We start from the raw sequence: 15,962 nt of genomic DNA, 5'->3' as shown, positions 1-15,962 counted from the left end.
GCATGGGCCGGTATTGGCTGTGCGCGATGCCTTCTCCTGCATGCTCTTCTGCGAAGATCCTTTTCGAGAAGACAATGATTCGACCTTTCAACACCTCTGCTCCAACCCTTCTGTTTGGCTGCCTGTTCAGCCCTCTGTTGCTGGCCGACGACACGGCGCTGGAACTCAATCAGCAAATCGTTTCCGCCCCGTCGGTGGAGTCCACCACCGTCGCCGACATGGCGCATTACGGCAGCAAAGTCGAAATCGTCAGCCGCGAACAGATCGAACGCGCCGGGCCGAGTGCCGACGTCAGCCGGGTCATGCAGATGTTCATTCCCGGCCTCTACGTCGCGCCGAAAAACGGCCCGTTCGACTACGGCACTTATTCGCTGCTGGGCGGGCGCAATGACGACACGCTGATCCTGCTCGACGGCGTGCGCCTGAACAATCGCCTGTACGGCGGCCTCTATCTCGACACCCTGCCGGCCAACGCGATCGAGCGCATCGAAGTGCTCAAGGGTGGGCAGAGCCTGTTGTTCGGCACACAAGCGGTGTCGGGGGTGATCAACATCGTCACCCGCAGCCCGCAGTCGCGCCAAGCCATGGGCGAAGTGAACCTGGGCGTCGATACCTTCGGCGGCACCACCGAAGACGCGCGAGTGGAGAACATTTTCACCAACGGTTTTGGCGATCTGGGTTTGCTGGCGTACGTCAGCCACAACGTCTCCGACGGTTATCAACCGTATCGCAACCGCGACCTGAAAAACGTCACCGAGAAAAACCGTGCCTACGAAGTCACCACGTTCGGTGGCAAGGCGATCCAGTCGTTCGGCGACGATTCGCGGCTGGAGCTGTTTTATCAATACGCCAACGCCAACCTCGATTTCGCCCGCCCGGTCGGAAATCACAACACCACCAACGACCGTGTGCAGCAGATCGCTACCGCGACGTTCGAACAGAGCCTCAACGAGCGCTTCAGCTACTTCGTCAAAGGCCACATCAACGATTGGGATACGCGTTACACCCGCGTCAACAATGTCGCGGGCGGCGCCACCAAAGTCATCAATCACAACGACTACTGGGGTTTCACTGACTGGGGCGTGCAGGCCGAAGGCAAGGCTGAACTGCCCGGCGGCCATGTGCTGGTGTTCGGCAGCGACAACCAATGGTTCAAGGGTCAGGACGATGTGCTGATCATTGACAACGACAAGGCCGAAGCCCACGCGATCTATACGCAATTGCGCCCGCAGATCGACGCCCTGCCCGACTGGCATCCCAGCATCGGCGTCCGTCACGAAGCCATGGGCGGCGGCGACAGCGCCACGGTCGGCATGCTCACTTCGCTGTATGACCTCAGCGACAACTGGTCGCTGCGCGGTCAATACGGCAGCGCCTACAAGCTGCCGAATGCCGAGCAACTGTTCGTCAACGAACCGGGCGACGAGCTTGGCAACCGCAATCTCAAACCGGAAAAAAGCCGCAACGCCGAGCTGGGCCTCGACTACAAAGGTTTTTTGCTCGACCGCGAATTCAGCGCCAGCGTGACCCTGTTCAAACGCAAGATCGACGACCTGATTACCCTCGACGACATTCAGTGGGTCAACGGTGAAGGGCAGATCCGCATGCGCGGTTTCGAGGCCGACGCCAAACTGGCGCTCAATGACCAATGGAGTGTGCAGGCGGACATGACCCGCAACCTCACCGAGTCGCGCACGGGCGTGACCATCAATGACATTCCGAGCTTCTTCGCCCGCTCGCGCGTGGGTTATGAGTCGGAAAATCGCCTGTGGGGCGCTGGCGGGGCGATCCGTTATATCCGCGACATCACCAGTTCGAAGCAGGTCGAGTACGGTCATTATTCGGTGGTGGATGCCGACGCCTATCGCTACCTCGACAGCGCCCACCAGCACCGCGTCAGCCTGTTGGTGGAAAACCTGTTCGACCGCGATTACGTCACCAGCCGTTCGAGCAACGTCGACAACCTCGGGCGGCCGTTCACCTCCGAAGTGCGCTACACGTACCGCTTCTGATGAGTGAGATCAAAACCATCGACGGCGTCGACACCCACCCGGACTGGTCGCACGTGCCGCCGCATGCCCGCCACGTGTTCATCTGCACCGGCCCGCGCTGCACCCAGCGCGGTGCCCAGCAGTTATGGAAAACCCTGCGCCGGCACTTGCTGGAACATGACCGCATCGAGACGCCGGGCGGCGTGTTGCTGACCCGCACGCATTGTCAGTTTCCGTGCAATTTGGGGCCGGTGCTGACGGTGTACCCGGAGACGTGCTGGTATGGCGTGCACAGCAAGGCTGACGTGCAGCGGTTGGTCGAGGTGCATCTGGTCGGCGGTGAGGTGGTCGAGGATTTGCTGATCAGGGCGCAGCCATGAAAACGCTTGGGTTATGCCTGGCAGCCCTGCTCGGCACAGCACCGGTATTGGCCGACAGTTACCGCAACTGCGGCGAAACCTGGAACGCCGCGCCGCCGTCACGGATCGTCGCGCTCAATCAGCACGCGGCGGACATCGTTCTGGCGCTGGGGGCCGGCCCTGCGCTGGTTGGCGTGGCGTATCTGGACGACACCGATGCCGGCCAGCGTCCGGCTGAGTACTTCGGCGTGCCGGTGATCGCCCGTCAGTACCCGGCCAGCGAGGTGCTGTACGCGCAGCGGCCGGACCTGGTGATCGGCGGCTTCGCCAGCGCGTTTGGTGACGGCGTGACATCGCGCTCGGGGCTGGCGCGCAACGGCGTCGGCTCGTACTTGCTGGAGTCGGCCTGCGCCGGGCATTCACTGGATTACTTCGGGCATGTGCGCAACGACCTGCTGACCTTGGGCCAGTTACTCGACAAACAGCAGCAGGCTCGGCAACTGATCGACGCCATGGACGCGGACCTCGTCAGCGTGCGCGCGCTGGTCGGCACGGAAAAACCGCTGTCGGTGTTCTATCTCGACAGCGAAGTCAAAGGCCTCGACAGCGAAGGCCAGCGCGGTTTCGTCACCCCGCTGTTGGCCGCTGCCGGCGCCCGCAATGTCTTCGCCGAGATTAATTTGTACCGGGTGACGGTGAGCCGCGAAACCCTCCTCGCCAGCGACCCGGACGTGATCCTGCTGGCCGACGCCGAATGGTCACCGGCCCGCCGCAAACGCTATCTGCTGAGCCACGATCCGGTACTGTCGCAACTGCGTGCCGTGCGCGAGAACCGCCTGATCGACATCCCCTTCACCCACTTGCTGCCCACGCTGAACAGCGGGCGGGTTGCGCTCGATCTGGCGCGCAAACTCGCGGCGCTCGATAAAAATAAATGAACCCGCCCCGCCACACGCCACCTAACGCATAGACCATCAGGAGGTAGCCAATGCATATCGAAACCGTGTGGATCGTACTGGCGGCAGTTCTTCTGCTTATCGAGCTTTGGGCCATCAATCGGGTGCGCAAGAGCGAGGGAAAATCGAGTAACAAGGGCGTGTGGATCGTATTGATCGTGTTTGTACCGCTGTTCGGCTTGATTGCGTGGGCATTGGCCGGGCCCAAGCATGTCAGCCACACTTCTGCCTGATATTGCCAACCACCCTGAACTCCGGTTGTAGTACCGTCATCGGTCGACAACACGGAGGTGGCGGGCATGGGCAAGGGAGCAAACAAGCGCATCGTGGTGATTGGCGCCGGCATCGTCGGCGCCTCGCTGGCGTATCAACTGGCGGCGAAAGGCGCGCAGGTTACGGTGATCGAGGCCGGTGAGATCGCGAGCGGTGTCACCGGGCGTTCATTTGCATGGATCAACACCACCCACCTCGGGCACGACCCGATCGCATTGCTGCGTGGCACGGCGATCGACGCGTACCACCGTCTCGAAACACAGCTGCCAGCGCTGAACATTCGCTGGACCGGTGCGCTGTCTTATTCTGCAGACGTGATAAAGGCTTGCGGCGCCTCGGCGTCAGTATCGCTATTGTCGCGCGCCGAGATTCAGCGGCTTGAGCCCAACCTCAAATATCCTCCGCAGCAGGCTTTGTACAAAGCTGAAGAAGGTGCGCTGGACGCGGTACAGGCGACCCACGTGCTGATCGCCGCCGCTCAGGCGCTTGGCGCGAAATTACTGACGCAGACCCCGGTGTCGGGTTTCACAACGCACAATGCCACCGTGACCGGCGTCGAGACCGCAACGGGCAGCATCGCTGCCGATACGGTGATTCTCGCAGCGGGCACCGGCACCCTCCCCCTGGCAGCCATGCTCAACATCAGCCTGCCACTGGCAGCCTCCCCGGCGCTGTTCATCCGCTACAAGGCTCAGGCGGATCGGGTCAACGGCATCATCTCCAACCCTGCCATGGAAGTGCGTCAGGGCGCCGATGGAACATTGCTCGCCGCAGAAGATTACGTGAGCGATGCGCCCGAGCATCAACCCATGGCCATCGCGCTGCAAACCGCCAAAGCCATTCAGCACGAACTTGGCGCGATCACCGCCATCGAGCCGGACATCGCGTGCATCGGACTCAGGCCCATGCCTGAAGATGGCGTGCCCATTGTCGGTTATCTGCCCGGCATCGACGGCGCCTACGTCTGCGTCATGCATCCCGGCGTTACTTTGGCGGCGACGGTGGGTCGTCTGGTCAGCGAAGAGATCGTCGATGGAGTGCTCGCAGCGGCGCTGGTACCGTGCCGTCCGCAACGATTCCTGGAAAAATCGACAAGTGTTTGATTTACACTTGCGCACTTTTAAAGAGAATGCACATGGACGTCATCAAGCCAATCCCCCCCGCCGACTGCGCCAACATGCAGGACATTCGCCGAGAAATCGATCGACTGGATCACCAGGTCATCGAGTTGCTGGGCCAGCGGTTTCAGTACGTGCTGGCGGCCTCGAAATTCAAGACTTCTGCATCGTCGGTGCGTGCGCCGGAGCGCTTCAACGCCATGCTGGCGACCCGTCGTGAATGGGCTGAGGCCGAGGGCTTGAACCCGGATGCCATCGAGAAAATGTACAGCGATCTGGTCAACCATTTCATTGCTGAAGAGATGAAGCATTGGGCGGCGCTTCAATCGGACTCCCCGCAGTAACCCGAGTGTTCGACGATGAAAATCTACTGCCCGATGTTCTGGTCTCTCGACCAAGGCATTGACTACAGCGCGCCGATTATCCACCTCGCGGACATTGTGCCGCGCGCGGGTCAAACAACCTTCGCGTATTTCGACCACCACGACACGCTGCACATCGGTGAAACCCTGCAGCTCATCTGGTGCCCGCCCGTTTCGGACTTGAATGGCTGGAGTGAACAACCCTCGGAAATCGCCCATAGCTACTTGTTGCAAGCCCGCGTCGTCAGGCCGGTGCCATCTTCAGCGTCCTCGATGCATCTGAGCATGGGCAAACATCGCTTTGAACTCAGTGTTCTGTCCTGCGAGAACCTGCTCTCGGCGCTGCGCGCACTGCCGGAGGACTCAGGCGCATGGCATTTGCAGCACAATGCGCTGGCGTGGGAGGAGCTGACCGCGTGTGGCAGTGCTGTCGTCGACGGCTTGACCTACCTGAACGCGAGCGCCAGGCACGAAGCGTTTATGGAGTTGATTCTTGAGGTCACCGAGGAGCAGATTGTCGGTTTTTTCTCCTTGCACAGCGACCCCGGCGGCATGTATCAGCAAATCGGCAGAAAACGCTTCACGGGCGAAGAACTGCGCATCGTCCGCCACGCACTCGACACGGCACGCGTACTGCATGACACCCAGGACGCGTACCTCGCGACGGGCGATTAACATTGAAACGGAAGTCTATTCATGCTCGAACGCAACACACTGGTTCCGGAACTGATGGTCAGCGACCTGCAAGCCAGCCTGGCATTCTGGGTGGCTTGCCTGGGATTCAACATCGCCTACCAACGCGCCGAAGACGGCTTTGCCTACCTCGACCTGAATGGCGCGCAAGTGATGCTTGAACAGGTTGATCCGAGCGCCGGGCAGTGGTTGACTGCAGCGCTGAGCAAGCCGTTTGGGCGAGGCATCAACCTGCAGATCGACGTGGTGGCAGTTGCTCCCATCCTCAAAATCTGGAGCAGGCAGGGTTCGGCCTTTTCCGTGCCTGCAAGGACACCTGGTATCGGGCTGACAGTGTCGAGGTCGGCCAGCGCGAATTCATCGTCCAGGACCCGGATGGCTATCTCGTCCGATTGGTTGAACGCCTGGGCGAACGAACCATTTGTCCTGGCTGAGACACCGCTCGACGATCACCCCAACTTCAAGGAGCGTTATCCGCCATGGAAGCCACCATCTTTTACCGAATCGCCACGGCGCAAGATGCACTGACGATGTGTGAGTTGGGCCAACTGCTCAATTCGGTGCACCACGACGCCCGCCCCGACATCTACGCAGCCGCCACCGAAGACTATTCGCGTGACTTGCCGCACTGGTCCGGTATTTTCGAGAAACCCGGTCAAGTGGTGTTTCTCGCCACTGTCGACGGTCAGGCCGCCGCGTTCATTACCGCCAACCTGTCGGCCAGCGCCGGGCCGCTGATGCAGCCGCAGAATGTCGTGCGCATTGGCTCGGTGTGTGTCGCCGAGCCGTTCTGGGGCAAAGGCATCGGTCGCGGGCTGATGCAACGCGTCAAGGACTGGGCCATCGAACATGACGCCCAGGATTTGCGGCTGACAGTCTGGCCGTTCAACGAACGCGCCATACGGATTTACGCGGAGTTCGGCTTCGAGCAGCGCGCCATCGAGATGGGCCTGCGCTTGTCATGACCCGCAGAAGCCGAATCGTGTGGGTCATCCTCGGACTGCTGGTCTTCTACGCCGGACTCTGGGGCATGTCCCAATGGTGGGATGATCGAGATTGGCACCATGACAGCTGACTGCTCGTTCAATCGGCAAGGCGTGCAGGTGGCACAATCACTGATTGGCAGCTCGGCGCTGGCCTCCCGTGCAGCCCTTCCCTACCGGACATTGAAACAATGGATCGACGCGAATCTTCCCCCGCCACCGACTGGGTCATCCGCAATGCCCAGCCCGGTCAGGTAGAGCGAATCGAGGCCTGGTTCGGTGGGCATGGCTATGACCCGCACCGGCACGACACCTACTCCATCGGCCGCACGCTGGCGGGGGTGCAAAGCTTTCATTACAAGGGCTCGCTGCGTCACGGCGTACCCGGCAACACGCTGATCCTGCACCCCGATGAACTGCACGACGGCAGCGCCGGCACAGCGGCAGGCTTTCGCTATCGCATGGCCTACATCGATCCGGCCCTGATTCAACAGGTACTCGGCGGCGAGCCACTGCCCTACATTGCCGGCGGTTTGTCGAGCGATCCGCGCCTGTACCGGGCCAGCGCAACGTTTGTCCAGGCCATGGACCATCCGCTCGACGCGCTGGAAGAACAGGACGCGCTGTTTGATCTGGCCACCGCCATGAGAGCCGTCGCCGGCAAACCGCGCGGGCGCAAACTGCTGGATTACCGCGCGGCCGAGCGGGCCCGGGAATTCATCCTGGCGCACCTCGACCTGGGGATTACCCTGGAGATGCTTGAACACGCCAGCGGCCGCGAGCGCTGGAGTCTGTCGCGCGACTTCCGGGTACTGTTTGGCACCAGCCCCTATCGATTCGTGACCTTGCGCCGTCTGGATCAAGTCCGCGCCCTGGCGCTCGACGGCTTCAGCCTGGTCGACGCCGCGCTGGCCGCAGGCTTCCATGATCAAAGCCACATGACCCGCCACTTCACCCGTTGTTACGGCGTATCGCCGTCGCGCTGGCTGGAGCGCATGCGCGCGCACCGTCCACTTGCAGGATCGTACAAGCCACGCAACCCACCCCTTCGCTAGGCTGACGACTCCCGACTCTTAGAGGATTCGTCATGCACTTCACTAGCGCCAAACCCAACCTGCAACCCGTCAACCTGGCGCACAAGGCCGCGCTGATCGATCGACAGTGGAGCCCGCGCGTCGTCGCCGAAATGAACGACTACCAGTTCAAGGTCGTGCGCATCGAAGGTGAATTCATCTGGCACACCCACGCCGACACCGACGAGGCGTTTCTGGTGATCGAGGGCACGCTGCGCATTGACCTGCGCGAAGGCTGTGTCTACGTAAAACCGGGTGAGTTGTATGTCGTGCCGCGAGGCGTTGAGCACCGGACGGCCGCCGAAGGTGAGGCCCGCGTGATGATGATCGAGCCTCGGGGCGTGTTGAACACGGGCGATGAGGGGGGCGAACGCACCGCCGATAATGACGTGTGGATCTGACAGCCCTGTCGGAATTCGCGCAGGCGTCTACGCTCATTCCACCGCCCCCCGCCCTGGAACCATCGACATGACGCGCCCACTGCTTGCCGCTCTCACCTTGCTCGCCCTGAGCCTGCCGGCCCACGCCGACGTGACGCCGTTCCCCGCGACCTTCCACACCCAGGAAATCAAGGCCGAAGGCGCGACGATGCATGTGCGTGTCGGCGGCAAAGGCCCGGCCGTGGTGCTGTTGCATGGTTTTGGCGATACCGGTGATATGTGGGCGCCGCTCGCGGCGGATCTGGCGCGTGATCACACGGTGGTGGTGCCCGACCTGCGGGGCATGGGGTTGTCGTCGATCCCGCAAGACGGTTACGACAAAAAGACTCAGGCGGCGGACATTCGCGCCGTTTTGGCCGCGCTGAAGATCGAACATTCGGTGGTCATCGGCCATGACATCGGCACCATGGTCGCCTTCGCCTATGCAGCGCGCTATCCGCAGCTCACCGATCGGCTGGTGGTGATGGATGCGCCCGTTCCCGGCATCACGCCGTGGAACGACATTGTTCGCTCGCCGATGCTCTGGCATTTCGATTTCGGCGGTGCGGACATGGAGCGTCTGGTGGCCGGACGCGAGCGGATCTACCTCGACCGTTTCTGGAACGAGTTCGCCGGCACCCCCGCTAAAATCGACGAGGGCACCCGCCAACACTACGCCAGACTCTATGCCCGGCCCGGTGCCATGCATGCAGCGTTTGCGCAGTTCCGCAGCATCCGCCAGGACGCAATCGACAATGCACCTGTGCTGCAGCAAAAATTGCCCATGCCGGTGCTGGCCATCGGCGGTGAAAAGTCCTTCGGCAATAACGAAGCGATCGTGATGCGTAACGCTGCGGACAACGTCACGGAGGTGGTGATTCCGGCAGCGGGACACTGGCTGATGGAGGAAGCGCCGGCGCCGACGATCAAGGCCGTTCGAGACTTTATCGAGATGTGAGGATTTGCCGTTGCCGCGCCCCGCGCCATGCGTCAGGATTCCACTCTTTTGATCGCAAGGAACTAACGTGGAGCGTCTATTCGTTTATGGAACCCTGGGCCCGGGGCGGCCGAATGAGCATGTCATGCAGAACATCGGTGGCACCTGGCAGCCGGCCTCGCTCAGAGGTCGACTGACGCAGGCGGGCTGGGGCGCCGAGATGGGCTTTCCGGGGCTGGTGATTGCGGATGATGGCGACGTAATCGAGGGTTTCGTATTTTCATCGCAGAACTTCCCTGCCCATTGGGCCGACCTCGATGCGTTTGAAGGCGCCGAGTACCAGCGGGTTGTGACCGCCGTGACGCTGGCCGACGGCACGCTGATCGAAGCCAACGTGTACGCCTTGCGCTGATCAATATTCGCCATCGCCGCCTAGCCACTGCACCGATTCACGCTTACCATAGCCACAACTCGTATTACCGCGGCTGCTGAACCCGGTATTCACGAGGAAATGACCATGAACAGAACCCGCGCCTGGCGACGTCAGCAGGCCCGTAAACACGGCAATGGCAAAGCGGCCGATCCGCTGAAGTTCAAGCCGCCCAAGAACTGGAAGCTGATGTACACCCGTGGCGACAAGTTGATCAGGGCACGCCAACTCGGCATGAGCTATCCCATTCGCTCCACTCGCCAATTGTTGGATCAAGCGTGACCAATCTTCTGTTTGTCTGCAGCCGCAACCAGTGGCGCAGCCCCACGGCAGAGGCCATCTGGCGCCGCCGTGAGGGCTTCAATGCCCGCTCCGCCGGCACAAGCCCGAACGCACGCAAAACGATCGGCCCGGCGGATATTCGCTGGGCCGATTTCATCTTCGTCATGGAACGCAAACACCTCAATCGCCTGCAGGCCGAATACGCCCGTCTGCTTGAGCACAAGCGCATCTACTCGCTGGACATCCCCGACGATTACCCGTTCATGGACCCGGCGCTGGTGGACCTGCTCGAAGACACCGTCAAGCCCTACCTCAACCCGTAGGCTTCATGCGCAAATCGCAGCCTTAATTCAACAATTTCAAACCGAGCAGAACCCATGAATCGTCAAAAAAAGCTGAAGCAGTTGTTCAAGGAAAAGGCCAAAAAGGCCAGCGCCAAACTGGCACCGAAAAAACCTAAATACATCAGCAAGGCTGACCGGGCGAAACTGGCGACTGAAGAAACGCCCGAGTCGCAGGATTCTGCGCAGAGCTGATCACCCCTGCTGCGTCATACCGGGCGGACTTCAGCCATCCGCTCAGCCCGCTGATAAGGACTTTCCGGCGCCTGCCAGCCCCGCATAATTTTTATGCCCGCAAAGCATTGCACGCGCAGGCTTTGCCCCACCGCTTATATTCCGCAATCGAATAAAGCGCATATTTTTAAGTATTTTATTTCTCCAACCACACGCCGCTATATCTGCGCCTTCGATCCGGCACCTCGCTGGAATTTGCAGGAGCATCCGCGTGATTCGAACGACGTCGTCAAGCACAATCTCCCTCACCACAGCGGCGCTTTCCCTCGCTGCCGTCCTGGTCAGCGGTGCCGTCATGGCCGATGCGGTCAAGGAAATCCGTATCGCCGTGCCGGACATCAGCGCGGGGCCGACGCCCAGCGGCGCCGGGATTGTCGATGTGCTGCGCGATCGCCAGGCACTGGAAAAGGAGTTTGAGAAAGACGGCATCAAGGTCCGCTGGGACTTCTTCAAAGGCGCGGGGCCGGCGATCAACGAAGCACTGGCCAACAATCAGGAAGACTTCGCGTACCTCGGCGATTTGCCGGCGATCATCGGCAAGGCCGGCGGCCTCGACACGCGCCTGCTCAGTGCAACCGCGCGTGACGTCAAACTCTACCTCGCGGTGCAGCCGGGCTCGGGCATCACCACACTCGAAGCATTGAAAGGCAAACGCGTGGCGATCTTTCGCGGGACTGCCACGCAGCTTTCGTTTGCCTCGGCACTGGCGCATCAGGGCTTGAAAGAAAGCGACTACAAAGTGGTCAACCTCGATTACAACGCCGCCAACGCGGCACTGGCCGCCAAGCAGATTGACGCCACCTGGTCCGGCGCCGGGGTGATTGCGCTGAAGGCGCGCGGCCTCGCCGAACTGCCGCTGACCACCGTCGACCTTGATGGCGCCGGTAGCATGCAAGCCGTGCTGTTGGGGCGTGGGGCTTTCGTCGATGCGCACCCGGAACTGGTCGCGCGCCTGATCAAGGCGCAACAACCCGCCATCACCTGGTTGCGCAACGACGAGCATAAACAGGACTACATCAACCTCGTTTCCAAGCTCGCCAGCTTCCCGGCAGACATCCTCACCACCGATGCCAAAGATCAATCGCTGGTGAAAATTTTCGCCCCGCAACTCGACGCACCCTTCCTCGACAACTTGCAGCGCAGCGTCGATCTGGCGCTCAACGCGAAGCTGATCCGCAAAGGGTTCGACGTGAAGAGCTGGGCCGAACCGCGCTTCATCGAGGCCGCATTGCAACAGACCGACACCGCTTCGCAAACCCCACAAGCCAGCCGCTAAAACAAGGAATGCCCATGACCACCCTGTTCATTTTTCCCGGTGCCTGCTCGTTCGCCGCCCATGTCGTGATTCACGAACTGCAACTGCCGATCAGCGTCGAGCGCGTGACCTTCGGCGACCCGAACTCGCCGTATCGCCAGATCAACCCGACCGGCCGCGTGCCGGCGCTGTTGCTGGATAACCAGACGCTCCTCACCGAGAACACCGCAATCCTGCCGTACCTCGCCGATCTCAAACCCGGCACAGAATTGTTCGCCCCGGCAGGTTCGGTCGAGCGCGCGCAGATTCAGGGCTGGCTCGGTTACGTCGCGACCGAAGTACACGTCGCCGCGTTTCGTCCGATCAATCGGCCCGAGCGTTACAGCGCCGATGAAACAGCATTCCCCGGCATTCGCCAGCGAGCACTGGAGCAACTGACCAACGCCCTGAAACCAATCGAAGCGCGACTGGCGCAAACCGAGTATCTGGTCGGCGATCGTTTCACCGTGGCGGACGCCTACCTCGGCGTGTTCCTCGGCTGGAGCGCCCGCGTCGGTGTGCTCAACGATTTCCCTGCGCTGCAAGCTGCGCTCGGTCGCTTCCGCGCCCGTGAATCGGTGGTGCACACACTGAGCGCCGAAGGCCTCGCCTGAGTCACCCCGAGGACGGATAACCGAGCACGCCGGAGAATCACCATGCCAAGCACCGATACCATTGCCACCTGGGCCCAAGTCATCGCCCGCACGCTGGAAGCACAGGGCATCGACGCCGCCCCGCTGCTGCACGAGGCCGGTATCAGTCGCTGTCATCTGCATGACCCTGATCAGCGCATTGCCCTCCCCGCCATGAGTGCGTTCTGGCGGGCGGCGCGGCGTATCAGTGCTGACGAATGCTTCGGCCTGCAAGTGGCGCAGTACAGTTATCCGACCGACTTTCACGGGTTGTTTTTCGCCGCGCAAAGCAGCTCGACGGTGATTGAAGCGTTGCAACGGGGCGTGCGTTACGCCCCGGTGATCACCACGTCGGCGGCAATGAGCCTGGTGCGCGGGCCGCACACCACGCGCATGGTTTACGGCGTGGCCGACGGCGCGGAAGTGGAGCAAATCGCCACCGAAGCGTCGATTGCCTGCGCGGTGCGCTTCACCCGGCAAACCTGGGTGGATCTGCCCATCGTGGACGGTGTGCGATTGGCGCGCCCTGCTCCAGAAGATCCGCAGCGCTGGACGCGTTTGCTCGGTTGCCCGATCCGCTTCGACGCCGGCGAAAACGCCATTGAGTACAGCAACCGCTGGCTGGATGCACCGCTGAACACAGCCAATCACGCCGTGGCTCAGGGACTCGACGGCGTGCTCAACGACTATCTCGAACGGCAACGACGCCTGAATCTGCCAGAACGGGTTCGCGCGGCGATTATCCGTTCCCTGCCGTTAGGCGAGGTTCAGCAAAGTCGGGTTGCCGATGAACTCGGCATGAGCGTACGCAATCTGCATCGGCACTTGCTCAAGCACGACAGCAGCTTCAAGGCGTTGCTCGACGATTGCCGGCGGCAACTGGCGTTCAGCTACCTGCGCCAGACCGACTGTTCGATCAACGAAATCTGTTATCGACTGGGCTTCAATGAGCCGAGCAGTTTCAATCGCGCGTTCCGTCGCTGGACCGGCGAAAGTCCCGGTAAATGGCGCCGTGATGATCTGCCGTTGCAGCCTGAACGCTACGTGCCTCGGCCCGCTGCTTTCGCGGCTGAGCGAGCACTGTCGATCGCGGTTTGATTCACTTGTCTGCGGCGGACCACAGGTTGTCCGCGCAGGCCCCTTTTTCCTTCATCACACGCTCTAGCATGGCACGCCTACCGAGCCCGACCGATAGCGTCGCGCGGCAATAAAAGGAGCTCTGCGTCCATGCTTTTACGTTATTCGGCCACCACGGCCCATCGCCTCAAGCCCCTGAGCTTTTCCTTATGGCTGGCGCTGCCCGGTGTCCTCTGTTCGACCCAGAGCTTCGCCGCTGAAGAAAGTGAATCGTCAGCAGCGACGTCAGCCCAGGCCGACAAATCGGCACCCAGACTTGGACAGGTCACCGTGACCGCGTGCCGTCGCGAAGAACAGTCGCAAGACGTGCCGACGCCGATCACCACCCTCAGCGGCGCCAACCTGGAAAGCCAGCGCATCTACAAGATTCAGGATCTGCAACAGGCCTTGCCCAGCGTCAACGTCGCCTATGTTCATGCCCGCGTTTCCAGCCTTGCGGTACGCGGCATTGGTAACAACCCGGCCAGCGATGGCCTCGAAGGCAGTGCCGGGATTTATCTGGACAACGTCTATCTCGGTCGCCCCGGCATGGCCGCGTTTGACATGCTCGATGTCGAGCAACTGGAACTGCTGCGCGGGCCGCAAGGCACGTTGTTCGGCAAGAACACCACGGCCGGCGTGCTCAACATCACCACCCGTGGCCCGACGTTCACCCCCGAGCGCAGCCTCGAAGTGTCCGGCGGGCAGGACGGCTACTTTCAGGGCAAAGGCACGGTCTCCGGGCCGCTGACCGATACCCTCGCCGGGCGCTTGTCGTTCTATCGCACACGCGATGACGGCTATCTGAACAATCACCATGACGACCGCACACTGCTCGGCGGTGAGCGCGAAGGCTTGCGCGGGCAATTGCTGTTCAAACCCAACGACGATTTCAGCCTGCGCTGGATCAACGAATACAACACGGAAAACTCCAGCAGCGGCAGCAGCGTGATCTATGGCGCCGGGCCCGTGTTCTGGCGCCGCGCGGCACTGGTCGGGGCCAATCCACAGGTAGGCGAAAGCAACATCGACGGCCGGCAGAACGTCAGCGTGCACCAGAATGCGAGCTCCGTTGAAGCCAACTGGAACCTTGCCGGCGGCTACACGCTGACCTCGATCAGTGCTTATCGCAGCTGGCACTTCAACCCGGCCAACGACGCCGACCAATTGGAAGTCCCGGTGATCAACGACTTCGGCTACGAAGTCCACGACCGGCAGTTCTCCCAAGAGGTGCGACTGGCCTCACCCAAGGGCGAATTCTTCGACTATGTGGTCGGTGCCTATGCGTTCAAGCAAGACCTCGGCAACCGCATCTTCACCGACCTCGGGCCGCTGGCGGATCTCAACCTGATCGGCACCAATCTCAATGCGCTGAACAACGTCAACAGCAAGGTCAACGGCAAGATCGACACCGAGAGCTACGCGCTGTTTGCCCAAGGTACCTGGCACCTGACCCAGCGCCTGGATTTCAGCGCCGGCATACGCGGCACCTATGAAGAAAAAGAAGCCAACGTGAAGCGCTTCGCCCCCGTCGGCGGTGGTACGCCGGTCGTCATTCCGGGGGTGGTCGATGGCAACGCCGTGCGCGCCAGCCAGGTCGGCGCCTACGACACCGGTGACCTGCACCTGTACAACGCGGCGCCGTCGTTTCTCGCCAGTTTGAGTTATCACTTCAGCGATGACGTGCTCGGTTACACGTCGCTGTCACACGGTGAAAAATCCGGCGGCGTCAACCTTGCGGTCGGCTCGGCGCCAAGCGCTGGCGCCGAGTCATTATTGGTCGGCCCGGAGCGGGCGAACGATGCAGAACTGGGCATCAAAAGTCAGCTGTTCGACCAGCGCTTGCAGCTCAACGCGAACGTGTTCTGGACCGGCGTGAACGGCTATCAAGCCACCACTTACTACCAGCCGCCAGGTTCATTGACCGGTTACCAGTTGCTGACCAACGCCGGCACCGTGCGCTCACGCGGACTCGAATTTGAGGCCACCACCGTACCGGTGCGCGGCCTGACGTTGAACGTCAACGGCTCGTTCAACGACGTCACCTATCTGTCGTTCAAAGACGCGCCCTGCCCCTCGGAAAACCCGGGCCAGACCAATTGCGACCTCAGCGGCCAGCGTGTGGCCGGCGCCTCGCGCTGGATCGGCAACGTCAACGGTGAATACAAATGGCCGCGCATCGATGGCATCGAACCCTACGCCACCGGCAGCTATGCCTATCGCTCGGCCAGCGAAGGCACCCTCGACAATTCCGATCTGGCGAAGATCGACGGTTACGGCCTCGCCAACTTCTCGGTCGGCGCGCGCATGGACTACGGCGACGGTTTGCTGGACGCCTCGCTGTGGGTGAAAAACGCCTTCGATCGTGAGTATTACCTGGCCGTTGGCAGTGGTTCCAACGGTCTTTACACCGCCTCGCCAGGCCAGCCGCGCACTGCCGGCGTGACCTTGCGCTATGACTTCTGAGGA

General features: G+C 61.5%; 19 protein-coding genes and 1 pseudogene. All 20 read left to right on the top strand.

The features are described 5' to 3' along the window. Positions 1–74 precede the first annotated feature (74 nt). The 20 genes and pseudogenes from ACQ4MY_RS28015 to ACQ4MY_RS27920 all read left to right on the top strand — a co-directional run bounded on the left by ACQ4MY_RS28015 (position 75) and on the right by ACQ4MY_RS27920 (position 15,959). Positions 75–2,012: a TonB-dependent receptor plug domain-containing protein gene (locus ACQ4MY_RS28015; RefSeq protein ID WP_440097155.1), complete on the top strand. Its 1,938-nt coding sequence runs from the start codon at positions 75–77 to the stop codon at positions 2,010–2,012. Next, positions 2,012–2,371, top strand: coding sequence for a (2Fe-2S) ferredoxin domain-containing protein (locus tag ACQ4MY_RS28010; RefSeq protein ID WP_158832773.1), 360 nt, complete (start codon positions 2,012–2,014; stop codon positions 2,369–2,371). Before ACQ4MY_RS28015 ends, ACQ4MY_RS28010 begins: the two co-directional genes overlap by 1 nt. Beyond that, positions 2,368–3,288, top strand: coding sequence for an ABC transporter substrate-binding protein (locus ACQ4MY_RS28005; protein WP_440097154.1), 921 nt, complete (start codon positions 2,368–2,370; stop codon positions 3,286–3,288). The genes ACQ4MY_RS28010 and ACQ4MY_RS28005 overlap by 4 nt, the downstream gene beginning before the upstream one ends. 50 nt (positions 3,289–3,338) lie before the next feature. Next, positions 3,339–3,539, top strand: a complete 201-nt coding sequence (locus ACQ4MY_RS28000; protein WP_008085597.1) for a PLD nuclease N-terminal domain-containing protein — start codon at positions 3,339–3,341, stop codon at positions 3,537–3,539. A 66-nt stretch (positions 3,540–3,605) separates the two neighbouring features. Continuing rightward, positions 3,606–4,682 carry an NAD(P)/FAD-dependent oxidoreductase gene (locus ACQ4MY_RS27995; protein ID WP_440097152.1) on the top strand — a complete coding sequence of 359 codons (1,077 nt, stop codon included), beginning with the start codon at positions 3,606–3,608 and terminating at the stop codon, positions 4,680–4,682. A 32-nt stretch (positions 4,683–4,714) separates the two neighbouring features. After that, on the top strand, positions 4,715–5,041 hold the full coding sequence (locus tag ACQ4MY_RS27990; RefSeq protein WP_440097151.1) for an isochorismate lyase: 327 nt from the start codon (positions 4,715–4,717) through the stop codon (positions 5,039–5,041). A 15-nt stretch (positions 5,042–5,056) separates the two neighbouring features. After that, entirely contained in the window at positions 5,057–5,734 is a 678-nt protein-coding gene (locus tag ACQ4MY_RS27985) for a hypothetical protein (RefSeq protein WP_440097150.1), read from the top strand. Between the two features lie 21 nt (positions 5,735–5,755). After that, positions 5,756–6,186 (top strand): annotated as a pseudogene (locus tag ACQ4MY_RS27980) (bleomycin resistance protein). 45 nt (positions 6,187–6,231) lie between these two features. Continuing rightward, a complete protein-coding gene (locus ACQ4MY_RS27975) occupies positions 6,232–6,717 on the top strand; it encodes a GNAT family N-acetyltransferase (RefSeq protein ID WP_440097149.1) in 486 nt (161 codons plus the stop codon). Positions 6,718–6,926: 209 nt separating this feature from the next. After that, positions 6,927–7,790 carry an AraC family transcriptional regulator gene (locus tag ACQ4MY_RS27970; protein WP_008085608.1) on the top strand — a complete coding sequence of 288 codons (864 nt, stop codon included), beginning with the start codon at positions 6,927–6,929 and terminating at the stop codon, positions 7,788–7,790. Positions 7,791–7,822: 32 nt separating this feature from the next. After that, complete coding sequence (locus tag ACQ4MY_RS27965; protein WP_440097148.1) at positions 7,823–8,209, top strand: cupin domain-containing protein; 387 nt, start codon at positions 7,823–7,825, stop codon at positions 8,207–8,209. 67 nt (positions 8,210–8,276) lie between these two features. Further along, a complete protein-coding gene (locus ACQ4MY_RS27960) occupies positions 8,277–9,185 on the top strand; it encodes an alpha/beta fold hydrolase (protein WP_440097147.1) in 909 nt (302 codons plus the stop codon). A gap of 67 nt (positions 9,186–9,252) precedes the next feature. Further along, positions 9,253–9,576: a gamma-glutamylcyclotransferase family protein gene (locus ACQ4MY_RS27955; RefSeq protein ID WP_440097145.1), complete on the top strand. Its 324-nt coding sequence runs from the start codon at positions 9,253–9,255 to the stop codon at positions 9,574–9,576. A gap of 105 nt (positions 9,577–9,681) precedes the next feature. Further along, positions 9,682–9,876: a hypothetical protein gene (locus ACQ4MY_RS27950; RefSeq protein WP_008085616.1), complete on the top strand. Its 195-nt coding sequence runs from the start codon at positions 9,682–9,684 to the stop codon at positions 9,874–9,876. Beyond that, positions 9,873–10,199, top strand: coding sequence for a low molecular weight protein tyrosine phosphatase family protein (locus ACQ4MY_RS27945; protein WP_008085617.1), 327 nt, complete (start codon positions 9,873–9,875; stop codon positions 10,197–10,199). The genes ACQ4MY_RS27950 and ACQ4MY_RS27945 overlap by 4 nt, the downstream gene beginning before the upstream one ends. A 54-nt stretch (positions 10,200–10,253) precedes the next feature. After that, positions 10,254–10,412, top strand: a complete 159-nt coding sequence (locus ACQ4MY_RS27940; protein WP_440097144.1) for a DUF2986 domain-containing protein — start codon at positions 10,254–10,256, stop codon at positions 10,410–10,412. A gap of 334 nt (positions 10,413–10,746) precedes the next feature. Further along, complete coding sequence (locus tag ACQ4MY_RS27935) at positions 10,747–11,727, top strand: ABC transporter substrate-binding protein (protein ID WP_157173112.1); 981 nt, start codon at positions 10,747–10,749, stop codon at positions 11,725–11,727. 14 nt (positions 11,728–11,741) lie between these two features. Then, positions 11,742–12,359, top strand: coding sequence for a glutathione S-transferase C-terminal domain-containing protein (locus ACQ4MY_RS27930; RefSeq protein WP_158832751.1), 618 nt, complete (start codon positions 11,742–11,744; stop codon positions 12,357–12,359). A 42-nt stretch (positions 12,360–12,401) separates the two neighbouring features. After that, the gene (locus tag ACQ4MY_RS27925; protein WP_440097143.1) at positions 12,402–13,475 is read left to right on the top strand and encodes an AraC family transcriptional regulator; all 1,074 of its coding nucleotides are present in this window, start codon (positions 12,402–12,404) and stop codon (positions 13,473–13,475) included. 129 nt (positions 13,476–13,604) lie between these two features. Beyond that, positions 13,605–15,959 carry a TonB-dependent receptor gene (locus ACQ4MY_RS27920; RefSeq protein ID WP_440097142.1) on the top strand — a complete coding sequence of 785 codons (2,355 nt, stop codon included), beginning with the start codon at positions 13,605–13,607 and terminating at the stop codon, positions 15,957–15,959. Positions 15,960–15,962: the final 3 nt, after the last annotated feature.

The organism is Pseudomonas sp. SM4 (assembly GCF_051913165.1).
GTDB lineage: Bacteria > Pseudomonadota > Gammaproteobacteria > Pseudomonadales > Pseudomonadaceae > Aquipseudomonas.
Note: the sequence above shows the minus strand (reverse complement) of the source record. Positions and strands in the feature narration are given on the sequence as shown.

Bases quoted from the DNA above. Each gene is read 5' to 3' on its own strand.
- ACQ4MY_RS28015 (WP_440097155.1), top strand. From the start codon at position 75: ATGATTCGACCTTTCAACACCTCTGCTCCAACCCTTCTGTTTGGCTGC.
- ACQ4MY_RS28010 (WP_158832773.1), top strand. From the start codon at position 2,012: ATGAGTGAGATCAAAACCATCGACGGCGTCGACACCCACCCGGACTGG.
- ACQ4MY_RS28005 (WP_440097154.1), top strand. From the start codon at position 2,368: ATGAAAACGCTTGGGTTATGCCTGGCAGCCCTGCTCGGCACAGCACCG.
- ACQ4MY_RS28000 (WP_008085597.1), top strand. From the start codon at position 3,339: ATGCATATCGAAACCGTGTGGATCGTACTGGCGGCAGTTCTTCTGCTT.
- ACQ4MY_RS27995 (WP_440097152.1), top strand. From the start codon at position 3,606: ATGGGCAAGGGAGCAAACAAGCGCATCGTGGTGATTGGCGCCGGCATC.
- ACQ4MY_RS27990 (WP_440097151.1), top strand. From the start codon at position 4,715: ATGGACGTCATCAAGCCAATCCCCCCCGCCGACTGCGCCAACATGCAG.
- ACQ4MY_RS27985 (WP_440097150.1), top strand. From the start codon at position 5,057: ATGAAAATCTACTGCCCGATGTTCTGGTCTCTCGACCAAGGCATTGAC.
- ACQ4MY_RS27975 (WP_440097149.1), top strand. From the start codon at position 6,232: ATGGAAGCCACCATCTTTTACCGAATCGCCACGGCGCAAGATGCACTG.
- ACQ4MY_RS27970 (WP_008085608.1), top strand. From the start codon at position 6,927: ATGGATCGACGCGAATCTTCCCCCGCCACCGACTGGGTCATCCGCAAT.
- ACQ4MY_RS27965 (WP_440097148.1), top strand. From the start codon at position 7,823: ATGCACTTCACTAGCGCCAAACCCAACCTGCAACCCGTCAACCTGGCG.
- ACQ4MY_RS27960 (WP_440097147.1), top strand. From the start codon at position 8,277: ATGACGCGCCCACTGCTTGCCGCTCTCACCTTGCTCGCCCTGAGCCTG.
- ACQ4MY_RS27950 (WP_008085616.1), top strand. From the start codon at position 9,682: ATGAACAGAACCCGCGCCTGGCGACGTCAGCAGGCCCGTAAACACGGC.
- ACQ4MY_RS27940 (WP_440097144.1), top strand. From the start codon at position 10,254: ATGAATCGTCAAAAAAAGCTGAAGCAGTTGTTCAAGGAAAAGGCCAAA.
- ACQ4MY_RS27935 (WP_157173112.1), top strand. From the start codon at position 10,747: ATGGCCGATGCGGTCAAGGAAATCCGTATCGCCGTGCCGGACATCAGC.
- ACQ4MY_RS27930 (WP_158832751.1), top strand. From the start codon at position 11,742: ATGACCACCCTGTTCATTTTTCCCGGTGCCTGCTCGTTCGCCGCCCAT.
- ACQ4MY_RS27925 (WP_440097143.1), top strand. From the start codon at position 12,402: ATGCCAAGCACCGATACCATTGCCACCTGGGCCCAAGTCATCGCCCGC.
- ACQ4MY_RS27920 (WP_440097142.1), top strand. From the start codon at position 13,605: ATGCTTTTACGTTATTCGGCCACCACGGCCCATCGCCTCAAGCCCCTG.